Origin of the sequence: Halorubrum sp. CGM5_25_10-8B (assembly GCF_005435095.1) — an archaeon.
GTDB lineage: Archaea > Halobacteriota > Halobacteria > Halobacteriales > Haloferacaceae > Halorubrum > Halorubrum ezzemoulense.
The window spans coordinates 38,306-58,492 of record NZ_SGTY01000002.1; the positions used below are offsets into that span (position 1 = coordinate 38,306).

Annotated in this window: 18 protein-coding genes; 7 read left to right on the forward strand and 11 right to left on the reverse strand. The window is 70.4% G+C overall.

Annotation, left to right across the window (positions count from 1 at the left end):
* Window positions 1-51 precede the first annotated feature (51 nt).
* The gene (locus EXE51_RS01810; protein ID WP_049932168.1) at window positions 52-681 is read left to right on the forward strand and encodes a DsbA family protein; all 630 of its coding nucleotides are present in this window, start codon (window positions 52-54) and stop codon (window positions 679-681) included.
* A 111-nt stretch (window positions 682-792) separates the two neighbouring features.
* Entirely contained in the window at window positions 793-1,650 is an 858-nt protein-coding gene (thiD, locus tag EXE51_RS01815) for a bifunctional hydroxymethylpyrimidine kinase/phosphomethylpyrimidine kinase (protein ID WP_049932170.1), read from the forward strand.
* 19 nt (window positions 1,651-1,669) lie between these two features.
* Here thiD and EXE51_RS01820 read toward each other — a convergent pair whose 3' ends face one another.
* The 8 genes from EXE51_RS01820 to EXE51_RS01855 form a co-directional block, all read right to left on the reverse strand.
* Window positions 1,670-2,467 (reverse strand): ZIP family metal transporter, encoded by a 798-nt coding sequence (locus tag EXE51_RS01820; RefSeq protein ID WP_086216603.1) that lies wholly within the window; start codon window positions 2,465-2,467, stop codon window positions 1,670-1,672.
* A gap of 269 nt (window positions 2,468-2,736) precedes the next feature.
* Window positions 2,737-3,810: a hypothetical protein gene (locus EXE51_RS01825; RefSeq protein WP_137691934.1), complete on the reverse strand. Its 1,074-nt coding sequence runs from the start codon at window positions 3,808-3,810 to the stop codon at window positions 2,737-2,739.
* Window positions 3,810-4,925 carry a signal peptidase I gene (locus tag EXE51_RS01830; RefSeq protein WP_137691935.1) on the reverse strand — a complete coding sequence of 372 codons (1,116 nt, stop codon included), beginning with the start codon at window positions 4,923-4,925 and terminating at the stop codon, window positions 3,810-3,812. The genes EXE51_RS01825 and EXE51_RS01830 overlap by 1 nt, the downstream gene beginning before the upstream one ends.
* Window positions 4,925-6,034, reverse strand: coding sequence for a hypothetical protein (locus EXE51_RS01835; protein ID WP_137691936.1), 1,110 nt, complete (start codon window positions 6,032-6,034; stop codon window positions 4,925-4,927). The genes EXE51_RS01830 and EXE51_RS01835 overlap by 1 nt, the downstream gene beginning before the upstream one ends.
* The gene (locus EXE51_RS01840; protein WP_137691937.1) at window positions 6,031-6,801 is read right to left on the reverse strand and encodes a hypothetical protein; all 771 of its coding nucleotides are present in this window, start codon (window positions 6,799-6,801) and stop codon (window positions 6,031-6,033) included. Before EXE51_RS01840 ends, EXE51_RS01835 begins: the two co-directional genes overlap by 4 nt.
* Before the next feature lie 200 nt (window positions 6,802-7,001).
* Window positions 7,002-8,708, reverse strand: a complete 1,707-nt coding sequence (locus EXE51_RS01845; protein ID WP_137691938.1) for a SipW-dependent-type signal peptide-containing protein — start codon at window positions 8,706-8,708, stop codon at window positions 7,002-7,004.
* A 138-nt stretch (window positions 8,709-8,846) separates the two neighbouring features.
* Window positions 8,847-10,172 (reverse strand): choice-of-anchor W domain-containing protein, encoded by a 1,326-nt coding sequence (locus tag EXE51_RS01850; RefSeq protein WP_094593439.1) that lies wholly within the window; start codon window positions 10,170-10,172, stop codon window positions 8,847-8,849.
* 121 nt (window positions 10,173-10,293) lie between these two features.
* The gene (locus EXE51_RS01855) at window positions 10,294-11,781 is read right to left on the reverse strand and encodes a VWA domain-containing protein (protein ID WP_137691939.1); all 1,488 of its coding nucleotides are present in this window, start codon (window positions 11,779-11,781) and stop codon (window positions 10,294-10,296) included.
* A gap of 395 nt (window positions 11,782-12,176) precedes the next feature.
* Between EXE51_RS01855 and EXE51_RS01860 the strand changes: the two genes are divergently transcribed.
* Window positions 12,177-12,707: a hypothetical protein gene (locus EXE51_RS01860; protein ID WP_049932183.1), complete on the forward strand. Its 531-nt coding sequence runs from the start codon at window positions 12,177-12,179 to the stop codon at window positions 12,705-12,707.
* A gap of 86 nt (window positions 12,708-12,793) precedes the next feature.
* Here EXE51_RS01860 and EXE51_RS01865 read toward each other — a convergent pair whose 3' ends face one another.
* Window positions 12,794-13,657, reverse strand: a complete 864-nt coding sequence (locus EXE51_RS01865; RefSeq protein ID WP_137691940.1) for a hypothetical protein — start codon at window positions 13,655-13,657, stop codon at window positions 12,794-12,796.
* A 269-nt stretch (window positions 13,658-13,926) separates the two neighbouring features.
* Between EXE51_RS01865 and EXE51_RS01870 the strand changes: the two genes are divergently transcribed.
* From EXE51_RS01870 to azf, 4 genes are all read left to right on the forward strand, one after another.
* Window positions 13,927-14,481: a hypothetical protein gene (locus tag EXE51_RS01870; protein WP_049932185.1), complete on the forward strand. Its 555-nt coding sequence runs from the start codon at window positions 13,927-13,929 to the stop codon at window positions 14,479-14,481.
* Between the two features lie 84 nt (window positions 14,482-14,565).
* A complete protein-coding gene (mutS, locus tag EXE51_RS01875; RefSeq protein ID WP_137691941.1) occupies window positions 14,566-17,376 on the forward strand; it encodes a DNA mismatch repair protein MutS in 2,811 nt (936 codons plus the stop codon).
* A 68-nt stretch (window positions 17,377-17,444) separates the two neighbouring features.
* A complete protein-coding gene (gene sepF / locus EXE51_RS01880) occupies window positions 17,445-17,795 on the forward strand; it encodes a cell division protein SepF (RefSeq protein ID WP_049932189.1) in 351 nt (116 codons plus the stop codon).
* A 120-nt stretch (window positions 17,796-17,915) separates the two neighbouring features.
* Window positions 17,916-18,809 carry an NAD-dependent glucose-6-phosphate dehydrogenase Azf gene (azf, locus tag EXE51_RS01885; RefSeq protein ID WP_049932190.1) on the forward strand — a complete coding sequence of 298 codons (894 nt, stop codon included), beginning with the start codon at window positions 17,916-17,918 and terminating at the stop codon, window positions 18,807-18,809.
* A 38-nt stretch (window positions 18,810-18,847) separates the two neighbouring features.
* Here azf and EXE51_RS01890 read toward each other — a convergent pair whose 3' ends face one another.
* On the reverse strand, window positions 18,848-19,528 hold the full coding sequence (locus EXE51_RS01890; RefSeq protein ID WP_137691942.1) for a hypothetical protein: 681 nt from the start codon (window positions 19,526-19,528) through the stop codon (window positions 18,848-18,850).
* Between the two features lie 133 nt (window positions 19,529-19,661).
* Window positions 19,662-19,910, reverse strand: coding sequence for a hypothetical protein (locus EXE51_RS01895; protein WP_241897935.1), 249 nt, complete (start codon window positions 19,908-19,910; stop codon window positions 19,662-19,664).
* Window positions 19,911-20,187: the final 277 nt, after the last annotated feature.

Genomic DNA, 20,187 nt, shown 5'->3' on the forward strand with positions numbered 1-20,187 from the left:
TCGACCGCCGCCGAACACACCGTTTTGTATCGCCGGGCGTTACGCCCGTCCATGAGCGCCGACCGACAGACCATCACGGTGTACTCGGACTACGTCTGCCCGTTCTGTTATCTGGGTCGTCAGTCCCTCTCACAGTATCAAGAGAACCGCGACGAGGAGCTCGCGATCGACTGGCGCCCGTTCGACCTGCGGAGCCAGAAGCGCCGCCCGGACGGGACGATCGACCACTCCGTCGACGACGGGAAAGACGACGAGTACTTCGAACAGGCGAAACAGAACGTCCGCCGGCTCGCCGACGACTACGGTGTGGAGATGGACCTCGACATCGCCGAGGATGTCGACTCGCTCCCCGCCCAGATCGTCTCGTACTACCTCCGTGAACACCACGACTACGAGACGTGGCTCGCCTTCGACGAGGCGGTCTTCGCCGCGCTCTGGGAGGACGGTGAGGACATCGGCGACGCCGACCTCCTAGCCGAACTCGCCGTCGACGCGGGCGCCGAGGCCGACGAGGTGCGGTCGGCCCTCGACGACGAGACGCTCCGCGAGACCGTCCGCGAGCGGTTCACCGAGGCGCAGCGGGAGGGGATTACCGGCGTGCCGACCTTCGCATACGACGGGTACGCGGCGCGCGGCGCCGTCCCGCCCGAGCAGCTCGAACGCCTCGTCGAGGGGACCTGAATCCGTTCGTCGTCGCGGTGAGGCACCGACCGTTCGCCGTCCGAGGAACCCGGTAGCTCGGCCGAGCGGGAAGAACACCACTAATTAATACCACTAGGTTGTATCACGACTATGCCCGAGTACGAGCCGGTCGAGCCGCCGGTCGCGCTGACGATCGCCGGCAGCGACAGCGGCGGCGGGGCGGGGATCCAAGCGGACCTGACCGCGATGCGCGCGCACGGCGTCCTCGGCACATCAGTCGTGACGGCGACGACCGCGCAGAACACCCGCGGCGTCGAGGACGTTCACCCCCTCCCCGCCGATCACGTCGCGAGCCAGTACGCGGCGGTCGCCGACGACTTCGCCGTCGGGGCGATCAAGACGGGAATGCTGGCGACCGCCGAGACCGTCGAGCAAGTGACTGAACTGGTCGCGGAGACGGACGCCCCGCTCGTCGTCGACCCCGTGATGGTCGCGGCGACCGGGGATCGCCTGCTCTCGCCCGCCGCGGAGGACGCCTACGAGGGGCTGATCGCGGACGCGACGCTCGTCACGCCGAACGCCGACGAGGCCGCGGTGCTGACCGACGCGCCGGTCGACACCCCCGCCGATGCCGAGCGCGCGGGCCGCGAGCTCGTCGCGCTCGGCGCCGACGCGGCGCTGGTGAAGGGCGGGCACCTCGACGGCGAATCCGCCGAGAGGGACGCTGTCGTCGACACCCTCGTCCGGGCCGACGACGCGGGTGGTAGTGCCCCGGAACGCGTCGCGCCGACCGTCGACCGCTTCGAGACGCCGCGGATCGACACCGAGGCGACGCACGGTTCCGGCTGCGCGCTGTCGAGCGCGATCGCCGCGCGACTGGCGAGAGGGGAGCCGCTCCGCGACGCGGTCGACGCCGCGGTCGCCGGGATGACCGAAGCGGTCCGACGCGGTTACGACGTGGGAGAGGGCCCGGGCGCGGTCAATCCCACGGCGTTGGGCGAGGAGTGACGGACCCCGCCGCCGGAACTCACAGGTACGCGAGCGGGATCATAAGCGCGACGCCGAGCGCGACGCCGCCGACGAGGACCGGTTTGCCGCCGCGCGGGAGGTCGGCGCCCGTTTCGAGCGCCTCGGGGACGAACTCCGAGAGGACGAGATAGATCATCGCGCCCGCCGCGAAGCCGAAGCCGTACGGGAGAAACTCGCGGGCGTACCGGACGAACGCGAACGCGATCACGGCGCCGATCGGCTGCGGGAGACTTGAGAACACCGACCACCACACCATCTTCCACTTCGAGACGCCCATCGCCCGCAGCGGGATCGAGATGGCGGTCCCCTCGGGGACGTTGTGGATCGAGATGGCGACGGTCATGAACACGGCGAGCAGCGGGACGGTGAAGCCGAACAGCGCGGTCCCGCCCTCCAGCCCGAGGTCGGCGAAGGAGACGCCGACCGCGATCCCCTCCGGAAAGCTGTGGACCGTCAACACGCCGAGGATCAGGATCAGCTTCTTGAAGTCGGCCTCCTCGTACTCCCGCGGATCAATCTCGGCGTCCGCCAGGACCTCGTGCGCGATGACGACGAGGACGACGCCCGCGAGCATCCCGACGCCGATCTCAACCGCTGTCCCCTCCGCGAGCCCCTCTTGGATCAGTCCGAACAGCGACGCGGAGAGCATGATCCCCGACGCGAACCCCCACAGCGCCACGTTCCCGCGGTCGCTGATCGTCTCGAAGAAGAAGAACGGCAGCGCGCCGATCCCGGTCGCCAGCGCCGTGATCAACCCGGCGACGAACACGAACGCGTAGGCGTCGAGTGCGACCATTCGTACGCGACGGTACGCCGCTCCGGGTCATAACTCCGAGGGACGCCCCCACGCGCTGGGAACTACCTACCCCTCCGAGGCGAAGCCGAGTTCACCCCAAGCCGTGAGCGAGACCGGAAATAAGCACCAACAGAAACAGCGCGACGAGGAGCAGGAGTACTGCGAGCTTGGTGCCGAGCGCACAAGACGGACCGCCGCCTCGAACTCCGCTCCGTCGCGGTCGAATCGGTACGTCCACGTTCACGATCCGCCCCGCGGTCGAATCGAAGTCACCGGTCGGTCTCCGCCGCGACGGCATCGACCGTGCTCGGCGAAGCGGCGGCGCCGGTCGCGTCCCCCGCGCTGGCCGATCCGTTCGCCGTCGGCTCGGTCGTGTTCTCCGGCGGCTCCGGCGACGGTTCGGACGGCTCCGACGCGTCGTCATCGTCCGTCTGGCTCGTCGCGTCGGTCTCCGACCTCTGCGCGTCAGACGTGCTGTCGTCGGTGTTCGACGTGTCGTCGGTGTTCGACGTGTCGTCATCGTCTGTCAGAGTCTTCGCGTCGGTCTCCGAACTCTGTGCGTCAGACGTGCTGTCGTCGGTGTTCGACGTGTCGTCGGTGCCCGAGGATGTCACGGCCGGGTCGGACTCGTTGCTGTCCGTGTCTGCGGATGTCACGGCCGGGTCGGACTCGTTGCTGTCCGTGTCTGATGATGTCACGGCCGGGCTCGACGCGCTCTCGTTCGCAGCGTCAGACGTATCGGAATCCGTGGAGTCCGGCGTTTCAGACGGACGATCCTCGTTTTCCATGGTTGCCGTTTCGTTCCCCGACTGATCCGCTTCGGCTGTCGCCGAGTCGGTTACCGGGACCGAGGCGTTGGTGTCCGCGGTGGGTTCCGAGACGTTCTCTTCGGTAGGCGCCGAGACGTTGCCGCCAGTGGGCGCCGAGACGTTGCTCCCAGCGGGCGCCGAGACGTTGCCGCCAGTGGGCGCCGAGATGTTACTCCCAGCGGGCGCCGAGACGTTACTCCCAGCGGGCGCCGAGACGTTACTCCCAGCGGGCGCCGAGACGTTGCTCCCAACGGGCGCCGAGACATTCTGATCCAGTCCGGCGCCGTCTCCGTCAGGGTCGCTCGTCCTGTTCTCGACGGCCACCGCGGTGAGATCGACATCGGCGGTCTCGTTGGTCTGGCTGCCGTTGGTCGAGGTCTCGTTGATCTGGTTCAGTTCGTCCGGGGTTTCGAACGTCGCGGTCACGTCGACGCTCGCCGAGAGGACGGCGACCGTGGCCCCTCCGGCGAACGCGACGCCCCACACGAGGACCGCCAGCGCGACGAGCGCGACGAGCCCACGGTTCGCGGCCATCAGTCGCCCTCCCCGGCGGCCTCGGGACGTGAGACCGGTGTCGACCCGGGCGTCGACGCCGGCTCGGCCCCGTCCTCGGCCGCCGTCGTCTCCGCCCCGGCGGCGACCGCCGCCGAGTCGACGGTGTCGTTCGGCTCGGACGCGCCCCCGTCGGACTCGGGGGAGTCTCCGTTACGCATCGCGTCTGTCGTCGGTCCGCTTGCGTCCGTCTCGACAGCCGGATCCGGCGTTCCACCGCTGCGGTCCAAGACACCGCTGGCGGGCACCCACGCGGCGAGCGCCCCGAGCAGCAGCGTCGACACGCCGATCGCGACCGATATCGCGACGGCGGTCCGGAGCTCGAACGCGACGTACACCGCGTACGGGGCGAATGCGGCGAGCACCGCCGCCGCGCCGCCGACGGCGTCGACCGAGACGCCCCCGGAACCGCTCGCCTCCTCCGTCGCCTGCGCCGTCACGATTTCGGCCGCGGGACCGGGTCCAGCCGCCGGGTCGGGCCCGACTACCGGATCGAGTCCGGCCGTCGCCCCGTCTCCGTCGACCGGTTCGTCGACGGGGTCGACCGGATCGACGGTCATCGAGGGTTGCGATTCAGATCCGTCGCGGCCCCGGACGATAGACCAGATCTCCGTCGCGGCGAGCAGCCCGAACGGGAACAGGACCAGCGCGACGAACCCCACTCGCGTCCCCGCGAACTGGATCACGTACCCGACGTACGGGATCGTCAGCGTCACGGCGCCGACGAGGCTCCCGGCGGGGACGAGCCCCGGATCCGGCCCCTCGTTGGCGTCGCCCATCGTCTCGAACGCGAGCGTGCCGGCCTCGTCGACCACGTCGATCACGCGGTGCGTCACCGGCACGTCGCTCGTGCCGCGGACGAACGTGATCACATCGCCCTCGGCGATCGCAGTCGGGTCGCGCTCGGCGACGATCACCACGTCGCCCGGCGCGATGGCGGGCGTCATGCTCGCCGTGAGCACGACGAAGCTCTCGTCCGCGCCGACGACCTCCGGCGCCGCGTACACCGCGAACGGTGCGACGAGGGCGATCAGCAGGACGATCCCGAGTACGTTCGCCGCGCGCTTCGTCCGTGGTGATGTGAGTAGTTTGGTCATCAGTTCTCCTCCGTGCCGCACAGCGGCTCACCGCTCGTGGTCGCGGCCGCGGCGATCTCGTACAGCCCGCCGTAGACGTCGCCGACCCGGAGCGGAACCGAACAGCTCGTGTGGATGTTGACGCCCCCGTGGCCGCCGCCGTTGCCGCCATTTCCGTTTCCTCTGCTGCCGCCGCCGTTTCCGCCAGTACCGTCGGCGTCGGTCTCGGGGTCGGTGCCCGTCCCGCCGTCGTCGAGGTAGATGTTGGGGCCGATCCAGCCCGGGTCGCCGTTGGTTGGCGCGGCGGTCCCGTCGACCACGAAGGTCCCGTCCGGAGTCACCTCGCCGTCGAACACGGTCGTCCCGGCGGTGCCTCGACCGCCCGCGCCGCCGCCGGTGGCGACGACGACCACGGTCGCCGAGTCGTCGCCGAGGTACCGGAGCGTGAGCGAGCCGACCGCGACGCCGTTCTCGTCCTCGCAGGGGACGCACGCCGACGCGCACTCGGTCCCTACGAAGGGGTTCGACCTCGCCGCGTCCGCCTCGGCGACGTGGCGGCACTGCTCCGCGTACACCCGGAACGTCAGGTCGGTCGCCGCGCCGCCCACGTCGGGCGAGTCCGCCGGGAGGTACGGGAACACCTCGACGGCGACCGGGTCGTCGTCGGGCCCGAGACACCGGGCGTCGATCCGCACCCCGGTCGCGAGGTCGCGCTCGACCTCGGCGAGGGGGCGGTACCCGCCGGTCACGGATTCGCCGTCGACGACGACCTCGACCTCTAGGGCGTTCCCGAGGCGATCGCCGTCCGGACAGGGGGTCGCGAGCCACACCCGTACCGGGTTCGCCGACGCCCCCACGTCAAACGTCTCGGGCCCGGGACGCTCGTCGAACGTCGTCCGATCGACCGTCAGCGGGCCGAGCGAGACGGTCCCGTCGGTGGGCACCCCATCGACCGTCAGTCCGACCTCGCCGGCGCCGAAGACATTGCCCGGGAACGTCTCCCGATCGGCGAGGTACGCGCCCGTGCCCATGCCGCTCGCCATGCCGACCGCGCCGACGCCGCCGATCCCGGCGAGCAGCCGTCGTCGGCTCAGCCCGCTCGGGCGCCGCCCGCCGTCGTCGGGGCTCATGCGTCGCCTCCGGCGCCGCCGCCCCCGGCCGCTACGTTCCCGTCGAAGGGGTTCCCCTCGGCGCCGCACTCGTCGGCGGCGAACTCCACGAGGAAGTCGACCGCGCCGCCCTGTCCGGCGTTGCCGCCCTCGCCGTCGAACTCCCACGCGAAGGTCAGGCAGCGCTGTTCGCCCGGGGCGAGGCAGCCGTCGCCGAGGAGCCCGGGGCGCAGTTCGATCCCGTCCGCGAGCGCGGAGCCGTCGATGTCCGCGAACGTCTCGTCGGCGATCAGCTCCCCGGCGCTCGCGAACTCGCCTTCGGCGCCGCCGCAGCTACCGATGCCGAATATCCCGGTGTCCTGCCGGACCGTGAGCGTGACGCGCTCCGCGAGCGCGGCGCTCGCGGCGTCGGCGCCGTCGAGGTGCGGGTCGATCCGCAGCCACACGCGGGCGGTGTCCTCCGGATCTTCGAGCCGGAGCCCGACGCTCGCGGTGCCGTAATCGTGCGGCAGCGCGTTGCCCACGTCGACGAGCCGGACGCCGACCGCTCCGACGTCGTCGACCGCGCCGACCGCGCTCGAATCAACGAGCGTCCCGTTCTCCGTGCGCCGCCACCCGACGAGCAGATTGAACGGCGTGTCCGTCTGAGCGTACGTGTAGTTCGTGTACTCGTCCCAGTTGTCCGTTCCCGTCGGTCGTCCGGAGGCGGCCCCGAGGGCCGCGAAGCCGACGGCTCCGGCGCCCGCGAGTGCCTCCCGCCGCGTGAGTCCCGATTCTTTCTGTGTCATTGTGTGTCGTCGCGGCTCCGAACGGCCGTATCGTCGATACCCTTCCTACTCTCACGACGCTCGTATGTATGCGCGCCCTACCCGCCCGGATCGGTGACCGTACCGGGCGGTACGGACGCCGTACCCGCCCGCGGTCGGCCGATCGGCAACAGACCTTCGTTCCCGCCCGCCGACGCCGCGACGCGGTCCGAGACGCGCTCTCAGGCCGACTGAACCCCCGCGCCGTCGTTGTGGCGCGCCTGCTCGGTGTAGAAGCCGAGGTCGAAGCCGAGCGCGTCGCCCTGAACCTCGTTGCCCACGCCGATCGGCAGCTCCCATTCGAGCGCGACGCAGTGCATCACGCCGTCGCCCGCGAACGGGTCGCGGTTCTCGTCGTCGGCCGGGTCGGCCAGCTCGCCGTACGGCGTCGCGCGGTTCCCATCGAGCGGGATTCCGTCGCCGCTCTCGAGCTCGTCGAGCACGTCCGCGAGCGAGCCCTCGATGATGATCTTCTCCTGTCCAGTCTGTGCCGCGAGGTTCCCGAACACCGAGGGAATGACGAGCGGGTCGTCGACGTCGTTGAAGAATGACGGATCGCCGCCCGGCCCCCCCGCGGGGCCGGCCATCGACGACAGCACCGCGTCGTTCGCGCTGCCGACGGAGATGGTGTACACGTTCGTCGCGGGGTTCGGCGACGCCGCGCGGGCGTCGTCGGCCGCGTCCACGGGGTCGGCGAACTGGGTGCTGCCGGTCCCGTTGAACGACTCCCCGTCGGAGAGGACGATGTTCCGGAACTCGACGCCGCCGCGGCCGTTCGCGTCGAGTTCGGCCTGCGCGTCGTTGACGCCCTCGCCGATGTACGTCCCCGTCGCGATGCCGCTCGCGTTCGAGAACGGGTCCGCGTCGCTGTCGTCGATGTCGGGGTCGTTGTTCGTCCCGCTGACGACGTTCGCGAGCTTCTTCCGGAGCCCGTCGAGCGCGTCGTCGACATCGTCGAGGTCGGCCGTCAACGGCTGGAGGAGCCCGGTCCTAGGCTCGGTGTCGCCGCTCCCCTCGCCGTCGAAGTACGTGACGCCGACCTGGACGTCCGACCCCTGCGACTCGAGGTAGTCGACGAACTGGCGGGTGCCGAGCTCGACGAGGTCGATCTTCGTGGTCTCGTCGTAGGTGGTCCCGCCCACCGTGATGTTGTCCTCGCTCACCACGCCGTCGAACTGATCGTACAGCATCGACCCCGAGAAGTCCAGCGTGAGCATGATGTCGACCGGCTCCGCGCCGTCGTACACGTTGTCGCAGTCCTCGTCGTACCAGAGCTTCGCCTCAATGGCGTCGCCGAGGTCGCCGAGGTTATCCGGGTCGACGATCAGTTCCGGTTCGGTTTCGGTGCCGCCGTCGTCGTCGACGTCGCTCGCCTGCATCCAGATGTAGCCGGGGTTGTCACAGAGGTGGAGCGAGAAGGTGATCTCGCCGGAGTCGCCGGGCTTCACGTCGGTGAGCCGGACCAGCGTCTCCATCACCTCGCCCGTGACGGGGTCCGTGCCGAAGTCCGCCTCCGACAGCGGCGGGATGGTCTCGCAGTCCAGGATCGGGAGGTTCGCGCCGTTGCTGTCCTCGTCGTCCTCGTCCGGGAAGTCGCTGTACGTGAACACCTCGCCGTCGATCTCGATCGACTGCTCGCCGTCGCCGTCGTGGTCCGGGTGCGCGCTGACGAACTGGTTGCCCTCGCCGAAGTCGTAGGTCTGTTGCCAGTCGACGAGCAGGTCCAGCTGGCCCGCGGTGAGGGTGTTCCCGTCAAACGACTCGGTGTCGTTGAAGTACGCCGTGGTACCGAGACCCGCGCCAGCCGAGGCCACGCCGACCGCGCCGAGGCCGGCCAGCACGGTCCGCCGCGACAGTCCGATGGAGTCGATGTTGTCGTTGTCTTCCATGATTGTGAATCCCCGAAGGGAGTCCCACCGACGGAGTCGAACCGTCGTACGCCACGTGGGAGGACCGCGACCGCCGCGGTCGGGTGCGCTACGCTCCGCCCGCCCGTTTCAGACGGAAGTCGCGCGCTCGTTTCGGTCTTATTCGACGCTGATGTCGAAGGCGACTCCCTCCTCGGCTGTCAGATCGTAGTCGCCCTGTAGCGTGACCGTCACGTTACCGCTGATGGTGAATGCGTTCGCGACGTCCGCGGCGTCGGTGTCGAACACGAGGTAGGTGACATCGCGGTCGGAACCGTCGTCGTCGTTCGACGCGGAGATCGCGTCGGGACCGCTGAGCGACACCGCGGTGCCGTCTAGGTCCAGTCCGAGGTCTGTCACGGCGACGGTTGCCTCGTCGGCCTTCGTCGTGATGCCGAGCTTCCCGCTGGGGGCGGGAATCGTGCTGGCCACGTTCACGCCGTCAAGGGTGAACGAGGCGTTGGCGCTGCCGTCGTAGGTGTAGCTGAACGGGACCGTGCTACCGGACGACCAGCTGTAGTCGGCCGTGCTGGCGCTCCCGACGTCGGGGCCGACCGCGACTTCCCACGTGTTCTGACCACCGAAGCGGCCGCGAGCGAACGAGGTCTCCTGTTCGGTGGCGAACTCCTGCTGCTTGGCGAAGCCCTCGCCGGTCGTAGTCGTGATAGAGGGTTCACACGGGTTCGCCGTGCCGTCGTTGTGGCGCGACTGGACCGCGTGGAACTCGAACTCCATCGTCAGCGAGTCCGACTGAACCTCGTTGCCGACGCTCGTCGGGATTTCCCACGAGAGGCATACGCACGGGCCGGTGATGAACGCCTCGCCCTCCTCGGGCTCGACCACGTCGGCGTACTCCGCCTGCTCGCCGGGAACGAGGCCGGCCATCCCGTCGCCGTCGAGGGCCGCGCCGTTGGAGATTGCCGCGATGACATCGACGAGCGAGCCGGAGACGATCTCTCCGTCCGCGAGGGGTTCACCGTCCTCGTCACAGTAGGCGAGACTCGCCATAATCGAGTCGCCGAGTTCGCCGAGATCGGGCGTGCTGTCGACGGCCGATTCGGGTTCGTTGATGCCGTTCTCCGCCTGCGAGAGGTCACCGCACGCCCACATGTACGAGGGGTTGTCGACGATCTCGAAGCAGAACTTCACTTCGCCGGAGTCGCCGGGCTTCACGTCGTCGAGGTCGTAGAACATCCCGGCGGGGTCGCCGTCCTGCGTACCCATGGCGCTGTCCGCCATGTTCTCGACCGCACCGTCGCTGTCGTAGGAGGCCTCGTACAGCACGCGCAGGTCGAGCGAGCCGGCCGTCAGCGTGTTGTCTTCGAACGTCTCGGTGTCGTTGAAGTACGCCGTGGTGCCGAGGCCTGCGCCCGCGGAGGCCACGCCGACCGCACCGAGTCCGACCAGCATCTTGCGCCGCGATAGTCCGATTTTGTCGTCGTTCATTGTGTATCATCCCCGAAGGGAACTCCCGGCGGCGGTCGTGAACCGCCGCGTCGGCCGCCCGAAGGCGCCGAGCCGGGAACCGGACGTGTCTCGTCGTCCGGGGCCGCGTCGCTCCGAGGAGCTAGTTCTGACCGCTCATGTTGCCGGTGCCGTTGGGGGCGGGACCGGGGCTGGTGCTGTTCACGTCGGTCCCGTTGAACGCCACCTGCGGGTCGTCGTTGTGCCGCGACTGCTCGGCGTAGACGGCGAGATCGAAGCTCACGGAGTCGGTCTGGGTCTCGTTGTCGACATCCGCCGGGAGCGTCCACTCGAAGCCGATGCACTGGGTGGTCGCGCCGGGGTACGGCTGCCGACCCTCCTCCTGCCGGTTGCCGTCGAGCGCCTCGCCGTCGGCCAGCTCCGCGAAGACCTCGCTCATCGTGCCGGAGAGGATCTTCTGTTCGCCCGCTAAGACGATCTGCGCGATCTCGGCGTAGACCGTGTCGAGGTCGGCCGGGTCGGGCGCGAGGAACGCGTCGCCGGGCGACGACGAGATGTCCTGGACGAGGCTGGCGTCGACGTTGTTGCCGAGCCCGATCCCGAAGATACGCGTGCCGGCGTTCTTGGCCGCGGTGGCGGCCGTCCGAGCGTCGCCGACGTTCTCGAAGCCGTCGGTCAAGACGATCATGACCTTCGAGGCGCCGGGCGTCGCGTTCGTGCCGCTCGTGAGCTCGGTCTGTGCGACGTTGATCCCGCCCGCGACGTTCGTGCTGCCGGACGCGGTGTAGTTGTTGATCGCGTTGATGACGTCTTGGTAGGTGGTCGTCAGCTTCTGGTCCAGCGACGCGCCGCTCGCGAACGAGATCGCGGCGGCCTCGTCCGGCGACGAGAGGTTACCGACGAAGCTCGTTGCGGCCGCCTGTAGCGCCGAAAGGTTCGCGCCGCTCATCGAGCCGGAGGTGTCGCTGACCAAGGCGACCTCAAGCTCCTGCCGCTCGCCCGTGCCCGTGGGCTCGTACACGTTGTCGCAGTCCTCGTCGTACCAGACGCAGACCTCGATGGCGTCGGCGAGGTCGCCCTGGTCGGGCGTGTCGTCCGCGTCCGCCTCGGGCTCGGACTGCCCGTTCTCCGCCTGGGTTAGCTCGCCCGCGAGGTAGACGTACGCGGGGTTGTCACAGATGTGGAGGCTGATCGTCACCTCGCCGGAGTCGCCGGGCTTCACGTCGTCGAGCGTGAACACCGGGATCCCGTCGCCGTTGACGAGGAACTCGTCCATCGCCGGTGAACAGAAGTCGATCTCGCCGGTCACGTAGTCCTCCCAACTCTGCCCCTCTCCGGGCGCGGGCGTCTGGTCGAGCAGGTAGCGCCCGTCGCCGAGGTCCTCGACGTCAGGGTACCCCATCGCCCGAATGTCGTCGAGACGGCCGGGGCCGCCGAGGTACGTCGACTTGTAGTCCAGCTTCAGGTCCAGCTCGCCCGCGGTGAGGGTGTTCCCGTCGAACGACTCGGTGTCGTTGAAGTACGCCGTGGTACCGAGTCCCGCGCCTGCGGACGCGACGCCGACCGCGCCGAGGCCCGCGAGCACCTTGCGCCGCGAGAGTCCGATTTTGTCGTTTGTGTCTTTGCTCATGGTGTCTCCTCCGACTCGCCCCCCGTCCGCGCTGGGCTGACCGAATCGGTTACTTTCCCCTCCGAGGGACACCCACCTAGTTACGCGCTCCCACGTCACCGTCGAACGACCGATTCCAGCCGGTAGAAGCCTTCACGCCACCGGTCAAACGTCGCGTTCGACGGGCGGTCCGGCGCCCCTACCGTGGCGGATCGCGACCGCATGCGATTCATACCCACACCCCAGATCGCCGCACGGACACCGTACTCGGCGGGTCGAACCCGGCAGGCGGCCCGTACCTCCCGCACCCGATCGGCGGTCCCCCCGGGTAGCCAGCCCATACATATACCCCCGTCAGACGCAGGAAGTAGCAGAACTCGGGCGCCGCCGGGCGCGGCCGCCCGGCCCCCATCTCCATGAAACTCCGAAACGACGTGCTTCCGGCCGAACAGGTGTACGCCATCCTCGCGAACGAGCGCCGACGGCGCGCGATCGAACAGCTCAGCTCCGTCGGCGGGACGGTCTCGGTCAACGAGCTGTCGACGCTCGTCGCGCGCCGCGAGACGGGGGAGACCCCGCCCCCGAAGCGCTGTCGCGAGAGCGTGTACACGTCGCTGGTCCAGACGCACCTCCCGAAGCTGGCCGAGGCGGGCGTGATAACGTACGACCGCGAGTCGCAGACGCTCGAACTCTCTCGACGCGCACGCGACGTGCGCCTGTACACGGAGATTCTCGCGCCCGGCGGCGCGACGTGGTCGGAGCTGTACCGCGCGCTGGCGGTGGGATCGCTGCTCGTCGTGCTCGCCGCGCTCCTCGACGTCCCGCTCGTGTCGGCGGTCGACCCCATGCTGTGGACCAGCCTCGCGCTCGGCGCCTTCGCCGCCGCCAGCGCCGCCCAGCTGTGGGTCAACCGCTTCTCGGTATTGCGACAGCTACGGCTACGCTGAGGCCTCTCCGACGCGACTTCCCGGAAACCCACTCCCCGAAAACTGACCGTCCATTCCTCTCGACTCGTCCGACCTCCCTCGGCTTCCTACTCGCTCGCGGCCGCGAGCGACGCCGGCAGTCGCAGTTCGAACACCCGCGCGTCACAGCCCGCACAGCGACCGGCGACCACGTCGTAGCTGGAACAGCAGGACTCGACGACGCGCTCTTCGAGCGCCACGTCCCCGGCGCACGACGGACACTCCGCGACGAACAGCCGGAGGGCGCCGAGGACCGCGCTCCGCTCGGCGAGCGGGCGATCCGCCCAGTCGCCGTCGAGCCCCGTCAGCACGCGGTCGGCCGCGGCGTCGGCCCGGAACGCCGGCCGCGACTCCCAGTGACCGATCCGCTCCTCGCCGGCGTACGCGAACCCCGCGCCGCCCCGCCAGTCGATTGAGAGTTCGTGCCGGTCGAGTCCGGTGAGCGCCGCGAGCGCCGCGAGGTCGTCGCGGTCGGTCCGTCTCCCCTCGTCGGGCGTCGCTCCCGCCCCGTCCTCGGCCGCCGCCCGCCACGACGCGGCGAAGTCGGGGGCGAACGCGAAGTCGTCGCCCGCGGGCGTCTCGACGAGGACGCCCGCGTCGAGGAGGTACGTTTCGGGGTCTACCTCACCGACGCCCAGCCCGCGGGGCTCGGCGTTGCCGGGCGCCTTGCCGAACAGCGCGAGCGCCCGCTCCGGGAGGTAGCGCTTCGTGAGTTCCGGCGTCCCGGGAACGAGGTACCCGCGGAGCCAGATGGCTCCGAGCGCGCCGCCGAACCCGACCGCCCCGAGTAGCGGCGCGCCCACCGCGGCCACCGCTCCCGCCCAGGCCGCCGCGATGCCGACGTTGACGGCCGTACAGGGGAGACACCGGTTCGCACCGGTGTACTCCGGCTGCCGGAGGCGACCGACGACCGAGTCTCGTGACACGTTCATGCTGGTCCGAACGCGACGCACCGACCTATGTATGCGCCGCCTACCGCGTCCGACGCGGGCTCTCCGGCCCACAACATCGTTACAGCGCCCGGACAAATCCACTTGTATCGATGTAATGAATTGTGTCGGAGACGTCAAGAACGCCCGAAGTACGGCGAGTGTGTACGGTTCTGTTCGGGCGAATCTTCCGGGGACCGGCTCTAGTGGGTACAATGCGAAGTGATATATCCTCCCATGATAACCGTACTCTCATTCGGCATGTATGAGCTATGACACCACAACTCGCCAAGCAAGCGGCGTCGTCGGACACCGACGGTGAGGGCCCCTCGCGCGACGAGGTGTTCACCGCGCTGAGCAATCGGCGGCGTCGCAACGTGATCAAGTACCTGAAGACCAACGGCACCGAGGCGCGCGTCAGGGATATCGCCGAGCAGCTGGCCGCGTGGGAGAACGACGTCGAGATTCCGGCGGTGACGTACAAGCAGCGCAAGCGCGTGTACACCGCGCTCCACCAGTCGCACCTGCCGAAGCTGGCGGCGAGCGGGTTCATCGACTACGAGTCGGACCGGGGGCTGGTGTCGCTCACCGAGGAGAGCCGACAGCTGGAGGTGTACCTGGAGATCGTCTCGGAGAACGAGATCCTCTGGGCCGAGTACTACGCGGGGCTCGCGGTCGTCTGCGGACTGCTGGCGACGGCGGGGTGGACCGGGACCGCCCCGTTCGGCGCAGTCTCCGGGTACGCGTACGCGGCGCTCTTCACGCTCGTGTTCGGGGCGTCCGGGATCGCTCACCGGGCGTCGACGAAGCGGAACCGGCTGGGATGACGGCGCGCCGGCGCGCGGCGGGGCTCGGGCCGACCGGACGGACACCCGCAGGGTTTTAGCCGCGCACGGCGGGAGTAGAGACATATGGCAACGGGGATCGTCGGGGAGTTCCTCGATCTCAAGGCGGAGACGGACGCGGACGTCCTCGCGATGCAGTGCGGCGACTTCTACGAGTTCTTTGCGGACGACGCGGAGTTGGTCGCCGACGAGCTCGATCTGTCGATCTCGCAGAAGTCCTCCCACGGCTCGTCGTACCCGATGGCGGGCGTGCCCCTCTCGGAGCTGACGCCGTACGTGAACGCCTTGGTCGAGCGCGGCTACCGGGTCGCGGTCGCGGACCAGTACGAGACCGAGGGCGGCGACCACGCCCGCGAGATCGTCCGCGTCGTCACGCCGGGCACGGTGTTGGAGACGAGCGACGACGACGCGCGCTACCTCGCGGCGGTCGTCCGCGAGGAGGACGGGCGCGGCGCGGCGGACGGACCCGCCGACGACGGGCCGTACGGCCTCGCGTTCGCCGACGTGACCACGGGGCGGTTCCTCGCCACGACCGTCGACGACGGGGGCGAACTGCGCGCGGAGCTGTACCGGTTCGACCCGGCCGAGGTGCTGCCCGGTCCGCAGGTCCGGAACGACGACGGCCTGCTCGGGGCGGTCCGCGAGGACCTCTCGGGACGCGTCACCGCCTTCGACGCGGAGGCGTTCGCGACCGGGCGCGCAGAGCACGCGGTACGGGAGCAGTTCGGCCGCGAGACGACCGACAGCGTCGGGCTCGACTCGACGCTCGCCGTCCGCGCCGCGGGCGCGGTCCTCTCGTACGTCGAGGAGACGGGGGCGGGCGTGTTGGCCTCGATGACCCGCCTGACGGCGTACGGCGCGGACGACCGCGTCGACGTGGACGCGACCACGCAGCGCAACCTCGAGATCACGGAGACGATGCGGGGCGACGCCGACGGCTCGCTGTTCGACACGGTGGACCACACACTCACGGCCGCCGGCGGGCGGCTACTCCGCGAGTGGCTCACCCGGCCGCGCCGCGATCGCCGGACGCTCGACGACCGGCTCGACGCGGTCGAGGCGCTGGCGTCCGCGGCGCTCGCGCGCGACCGGCTCCGCGAGGTGCTCGGCGACGCGTACGACCTCGAACGGCTCGCGGCGCGCACGACGAGCGGGAGCGCGGGCGCGCGCGAACTGCTCTCGATCCGCGACACGCTCGCGCTGCTGCCCGCCCTCGCGGACGCGCTCGACGACACCGCCCTCGCCGACTCGCCCGCGGCCGCCGTGCTCGGTAGGGTCGACCGCGACCGCGCGGCCGCGCTCCGGGAAGAGCTCGCCGACGCCCTCGCCGAGGATCCGCCCAAGGCGAAGACGAGCGGCGGACTCCTGAAGCGCGGCTACGACGACGAGCTCGACGACCTGATCGACCGCCACGAGGGCGTGAACTCGTGGCTCGACGGGCTCGCGGAGCGCGAGAAGCGAGAGCACGGGCTCAGCCACGTCACCGTCGACCGCAACAAGACGGACGGCTACTACATTCAGGTCGGCAAGTCGGTCGCCGATCAGGTGCCCGAGCACTACCGCGAGATCAAGACGCTGAAGAACTCGAAGCGGTTCGTCACCGACGAGCTCGCGGAGAAGGAACGGGAGGTCCTCCGCCTCGAGGAGGCCCGCGGCGAGCTGGAGTACGAGCTGTTCGAGGAACTGCGCGAGCGCGTCGCCGAGCGCGCGGAACTGCTTCAGGACGCCGGGCGCGCGATCGCCGAACTCGACGCGCTCGCCTCGCTCGCGACCCACGCCGCGCGTCGCGACTGGACGCGCCCGGAGCTGACGACGGAGCGCCGGCTCGACGTGGAGGCCGGCCGCCACCCCGTCGTCGAGGGGACGACCGACTTCGTCCCGAACGACCTGCGGCTCGACGCCGACCGCGGCTTCCTCATCGTTACCGGCCCGAACATGAGCGGCAAGTCGACGTACATGCGGCAGGCCGCGCTGATCCAGCTGCTCGCGCAGGCGGGCTCGTTCGTCCCCGCGCGAGCCGCCGAGGTGGGGCTCGTCGACGGCATCTACACGCGTGTCGGCGCGCTCGACGAGCTGGCGCAGGGTCGATCGACGTTCATGGTGGAGATGCAGGAGCTGTCGAACATCCTCCACTCGGCCACCGAGGACTCGCTGGTCATCCTCGACGAGGTCGGCCGCGGCACCGCCACCTACGACGGCATCTCCATCGCGTGGGCCGCGACCGAGTACCTCCACAACGAGGTCCGCGCGCGCACCCTTTTCGCCACCCACTACCACGAGCTGACGACGCTCGCTGACCACCTTCCGCGCGTCGAGAACGTCCACGTCGCCGTCGACGAGCGCGACGGCGAGGTGACGTTCCTCCGCACCGTCCGGGACGGCCCGACCAACCGCTCGTACGGCGTCCACGTCGCCGACCTCGCCGGCGTCCCGGACCCCGTCGTCTCCCGCTCGGACGAGGTCCTCGACCGGCTCCGCGAGGAGAAGGCGATCGAGGCCCGCGGCTCGCGGACCGGGAGAAACGGGAGCCGCAGGGGCGCCGGCGGCGACGGCGAAGGCGGCACCCAGCAGGTCGTGTTCGACCTCTCGTCCGGGTCGTTCTCGGACGCGTCCGACGCCGACGGGGAAACGGGAGCGGACGCCCAGCCCTCGAACGCGCGTCGGAACGGAGGCAATTCCGCGGACACGTCGGTCGAACCCGGCGGCTCCGGCGGCGCTGCGAAGACCGCAGCGACCGGATCCGACGCCGAGGCGGCCGAGCGGCTCGACGCCGAGACCCGCGCCGTGATCGAGGAGCTGAGCGACGTCGACGTCGCGGAGACGCCCCCGGTGGAGCTGCTCTCGCGGGTCCAGGAGTGGCAGGAGCGACTCGACTGAGGCCGCGTCCGCTCGCCGGGGGTGCGTCTGACGTAAGAACTAATGTCCGACCTCGTCGTGTGGTGTGTATGGGCATCATGAGCAAGATCCTCGGCGGGGGTGGGAGCCGCTCCGTCGACGACTACGTCGAACTCGACGCGGACGACTTCGCCGACGCGCACGCGGAAACGGACACGCAGGTACACTTCGCGGAGATCGCCGACCAGAGCGACGTCATCCCGATCAAGGACGCGGTGTACGACGGCGACTTCGTCATCGCCGACATCACCCGCCACTCCACGTCGGACCGGACGATAGAACACGTCTATGACGAGCTCCGGCAGGTCGTCCAGGAGGTCGACGGCGACATCGTCCAGAAGGGCGACGACCAGATCATCGTCACCCCCACCGGCGTCAAGGTCTCGCGGCAGAAGCTATAGGCGCGCCCTCCCGACCGCTCGTCCCCGTTTTCTTCTCGTGACCCCGGCCTCGCGGCCAGCATTCGGGCGTACCGGTCGAACCGTGTCATATATGCCGTTCTCCCGCCCACGTAGAGTCGAATGGACGAGCCGGTACTGCTGACGGGCGCCGGCGGACGGGTGGGACAGGCCATCCTCCGCGGTATCGGCGACGACTACGACTGGCGGCTCCTCGACCGCGAGCCGCTCCCGGCGGCGAAGGTGCCCGACGGGGTCACCGACGCCGACCGGTACGTCGCCGACATCACCGACGAGCGCGCCGTCCGCGAGGCGATCGCCGACGTCGGCGCGGTGATCCACCTCGCCGGCGACCCGCGGAAGACGGCGCCGTGGGACTCCGTCCTCCGGAACAACATCGACGGGACGCAGGTCGTGATGCGCGCCGCCGCCGAGGCCGGCGTCGAGAAGTTCGCGTTCGCCTCCTCGAACCACGCCGTCGGCGGCTACGAGACCGACGAGCGGACGCCCGACCTGTACCGCCCCGAAGACGAGTACCGGCTCGACGGGAGCGAACTCCCGCGCCCCGGCAACCTCTACGGCGTCTCGAAGGCGGCCGGCGAGTCGCTCGGCCGCTTCTACCACGACGAGTTCGACATGAGCGTCGTCTGCGTCCGCATCGGGAACCTCACCAAGGACCACCCGCCCCGCGAGTACGAGCGGGGGCAGGCGATGTGGCTCTCGCACCGCGACTGCGCGCACCTGTTCGACCGCTGTCTCCGGGCGACGTACGGCTACGAGGTCGTGTACGGCATCTCGGACAACGACCGGCGCTACTACTCCATCGAGCGAGCCCGCGAGGCGCTGGGCTACGACCCCGCGGACAACTCGGGCGACTACACCTTCGAGGGCGAACCCAAGCCGGACCGCGACACCGAGACGAACGGCGGCCGCTACGCCGCCGGCGCGGACGCCGCCGACGCGCCCGCTGAGCCCAACTTCCCGGCTGACCCGGACGCGCCGAGCGACGACGCCTGAGCGGCCGCCGCCGGCCGCCCTCGCGCCGGACCGCGCCGCTAGAACAGGTCCTCGACGTCCCGCCGCTTCCGCTCTTCTCGCTCCACGTGGTCGCCCAGTCGCGCGGCCACCTGCGGCCGCGCGTCCGGCGTCCGCAGGTACGCGAGCAGCAGTTCGGCGAACTCGGTCCGCCCGGTCCCGCGCTCCGCGGACGCGAACTCGGCCGCGGTCGCGAGCGTCGCTGCGTCGCCCGGCTCGCCCGTCGCCGCGAGCGCCGGCACCGCGAGACCCACCGCCCCGAGCGACAGATCGCCGAACGTCGGCGTCTCGCCGTCGACGCGGATCCGCGGCGGCGTCGCCGGCCCCGTCGCCTCTGGCGCCTCGGCGAGCCGCTCAGCCCACTCCCGGACGGGGGCCATCGCGACCCCCAGCGAGTCGGAGTCCGCCGTCAGCGCCGTGACGGCGTCCGCCGCGCGCTCGGAAGCGCCCAGCTCGTCGCCGTCGGCCGCGCGGTGCGTCGCCGTCGCGGTCGCGGTCAGCCCCCGAAGCAGTCGCTCGGCGTCCTCCGGTCGCTCTGCGTCTTCCCCGCCGCCGTCATCGATCGACGCCCCCGCCGCTTCCCAGACGTGACGCGCCGCGAGGGGGTGCCCCTCGTTGAACAGCGCGGCGCCGGCGACGACGCGATCGCGATGGACGGCGTCCCCGCGGTCGCTCCGTGCCTCCGAGTCGCGGTCGCTCACGCGTCGCGGTCGGTGGCGGCGAGTGATAAATGTCGAGTTCCGCGAGCGGCTCGGGGGAGGGCGGAGCGTCAGCAGGAGGCGGAGGGTTCGTGCGTCAGCGGGAGGCGGAGGGTTCGTGCGTCAGCGGGGTCGGTCAGGTCTCTCGGATGCTCGCGTCGTCGGCCGGGAGGCGGAGCGTCCGGCCGACCGCGCTCGGATACCGTCGGTGGAGCGCCGCGCCGACGACCGCGCCGGCGAGGGCCGCCAGCGCGACCGCGGCCGCGATCGGAAACGCGAGGACCCCGACCACCACGGCCGGCAGCGCCGCCAAGGCGATCGTCGCGCCGAGCGACGGGAGGGACTCGGTCGGGTGCGGGCACGCGTACAGGTCGGGGCGAACCATGCGTCTGGAGGGGGGTCGATCTGCTGTCATCGTCGGATTGGGGTGTGGTGCGAGGCGTGCGCCTCGCGGTCGGCGTCAGTTCGGCCGCCGGAGACCGCACCGCGCGGTCGGAGGGCGACGGATCGGTGTCGAGAGCAGTCCGGTAGAAGCGGTCGCTCGCGTCGGCAGCGAGCGGGCCGCCCCCGCGTCGGGGTCACGCGGCGACGGCACCGAGGAGAGCGGCGACCGGCCCGCGGACCCGTTTCCGGACGCTCCAGCGGGGGGCGAACGTCGGAAT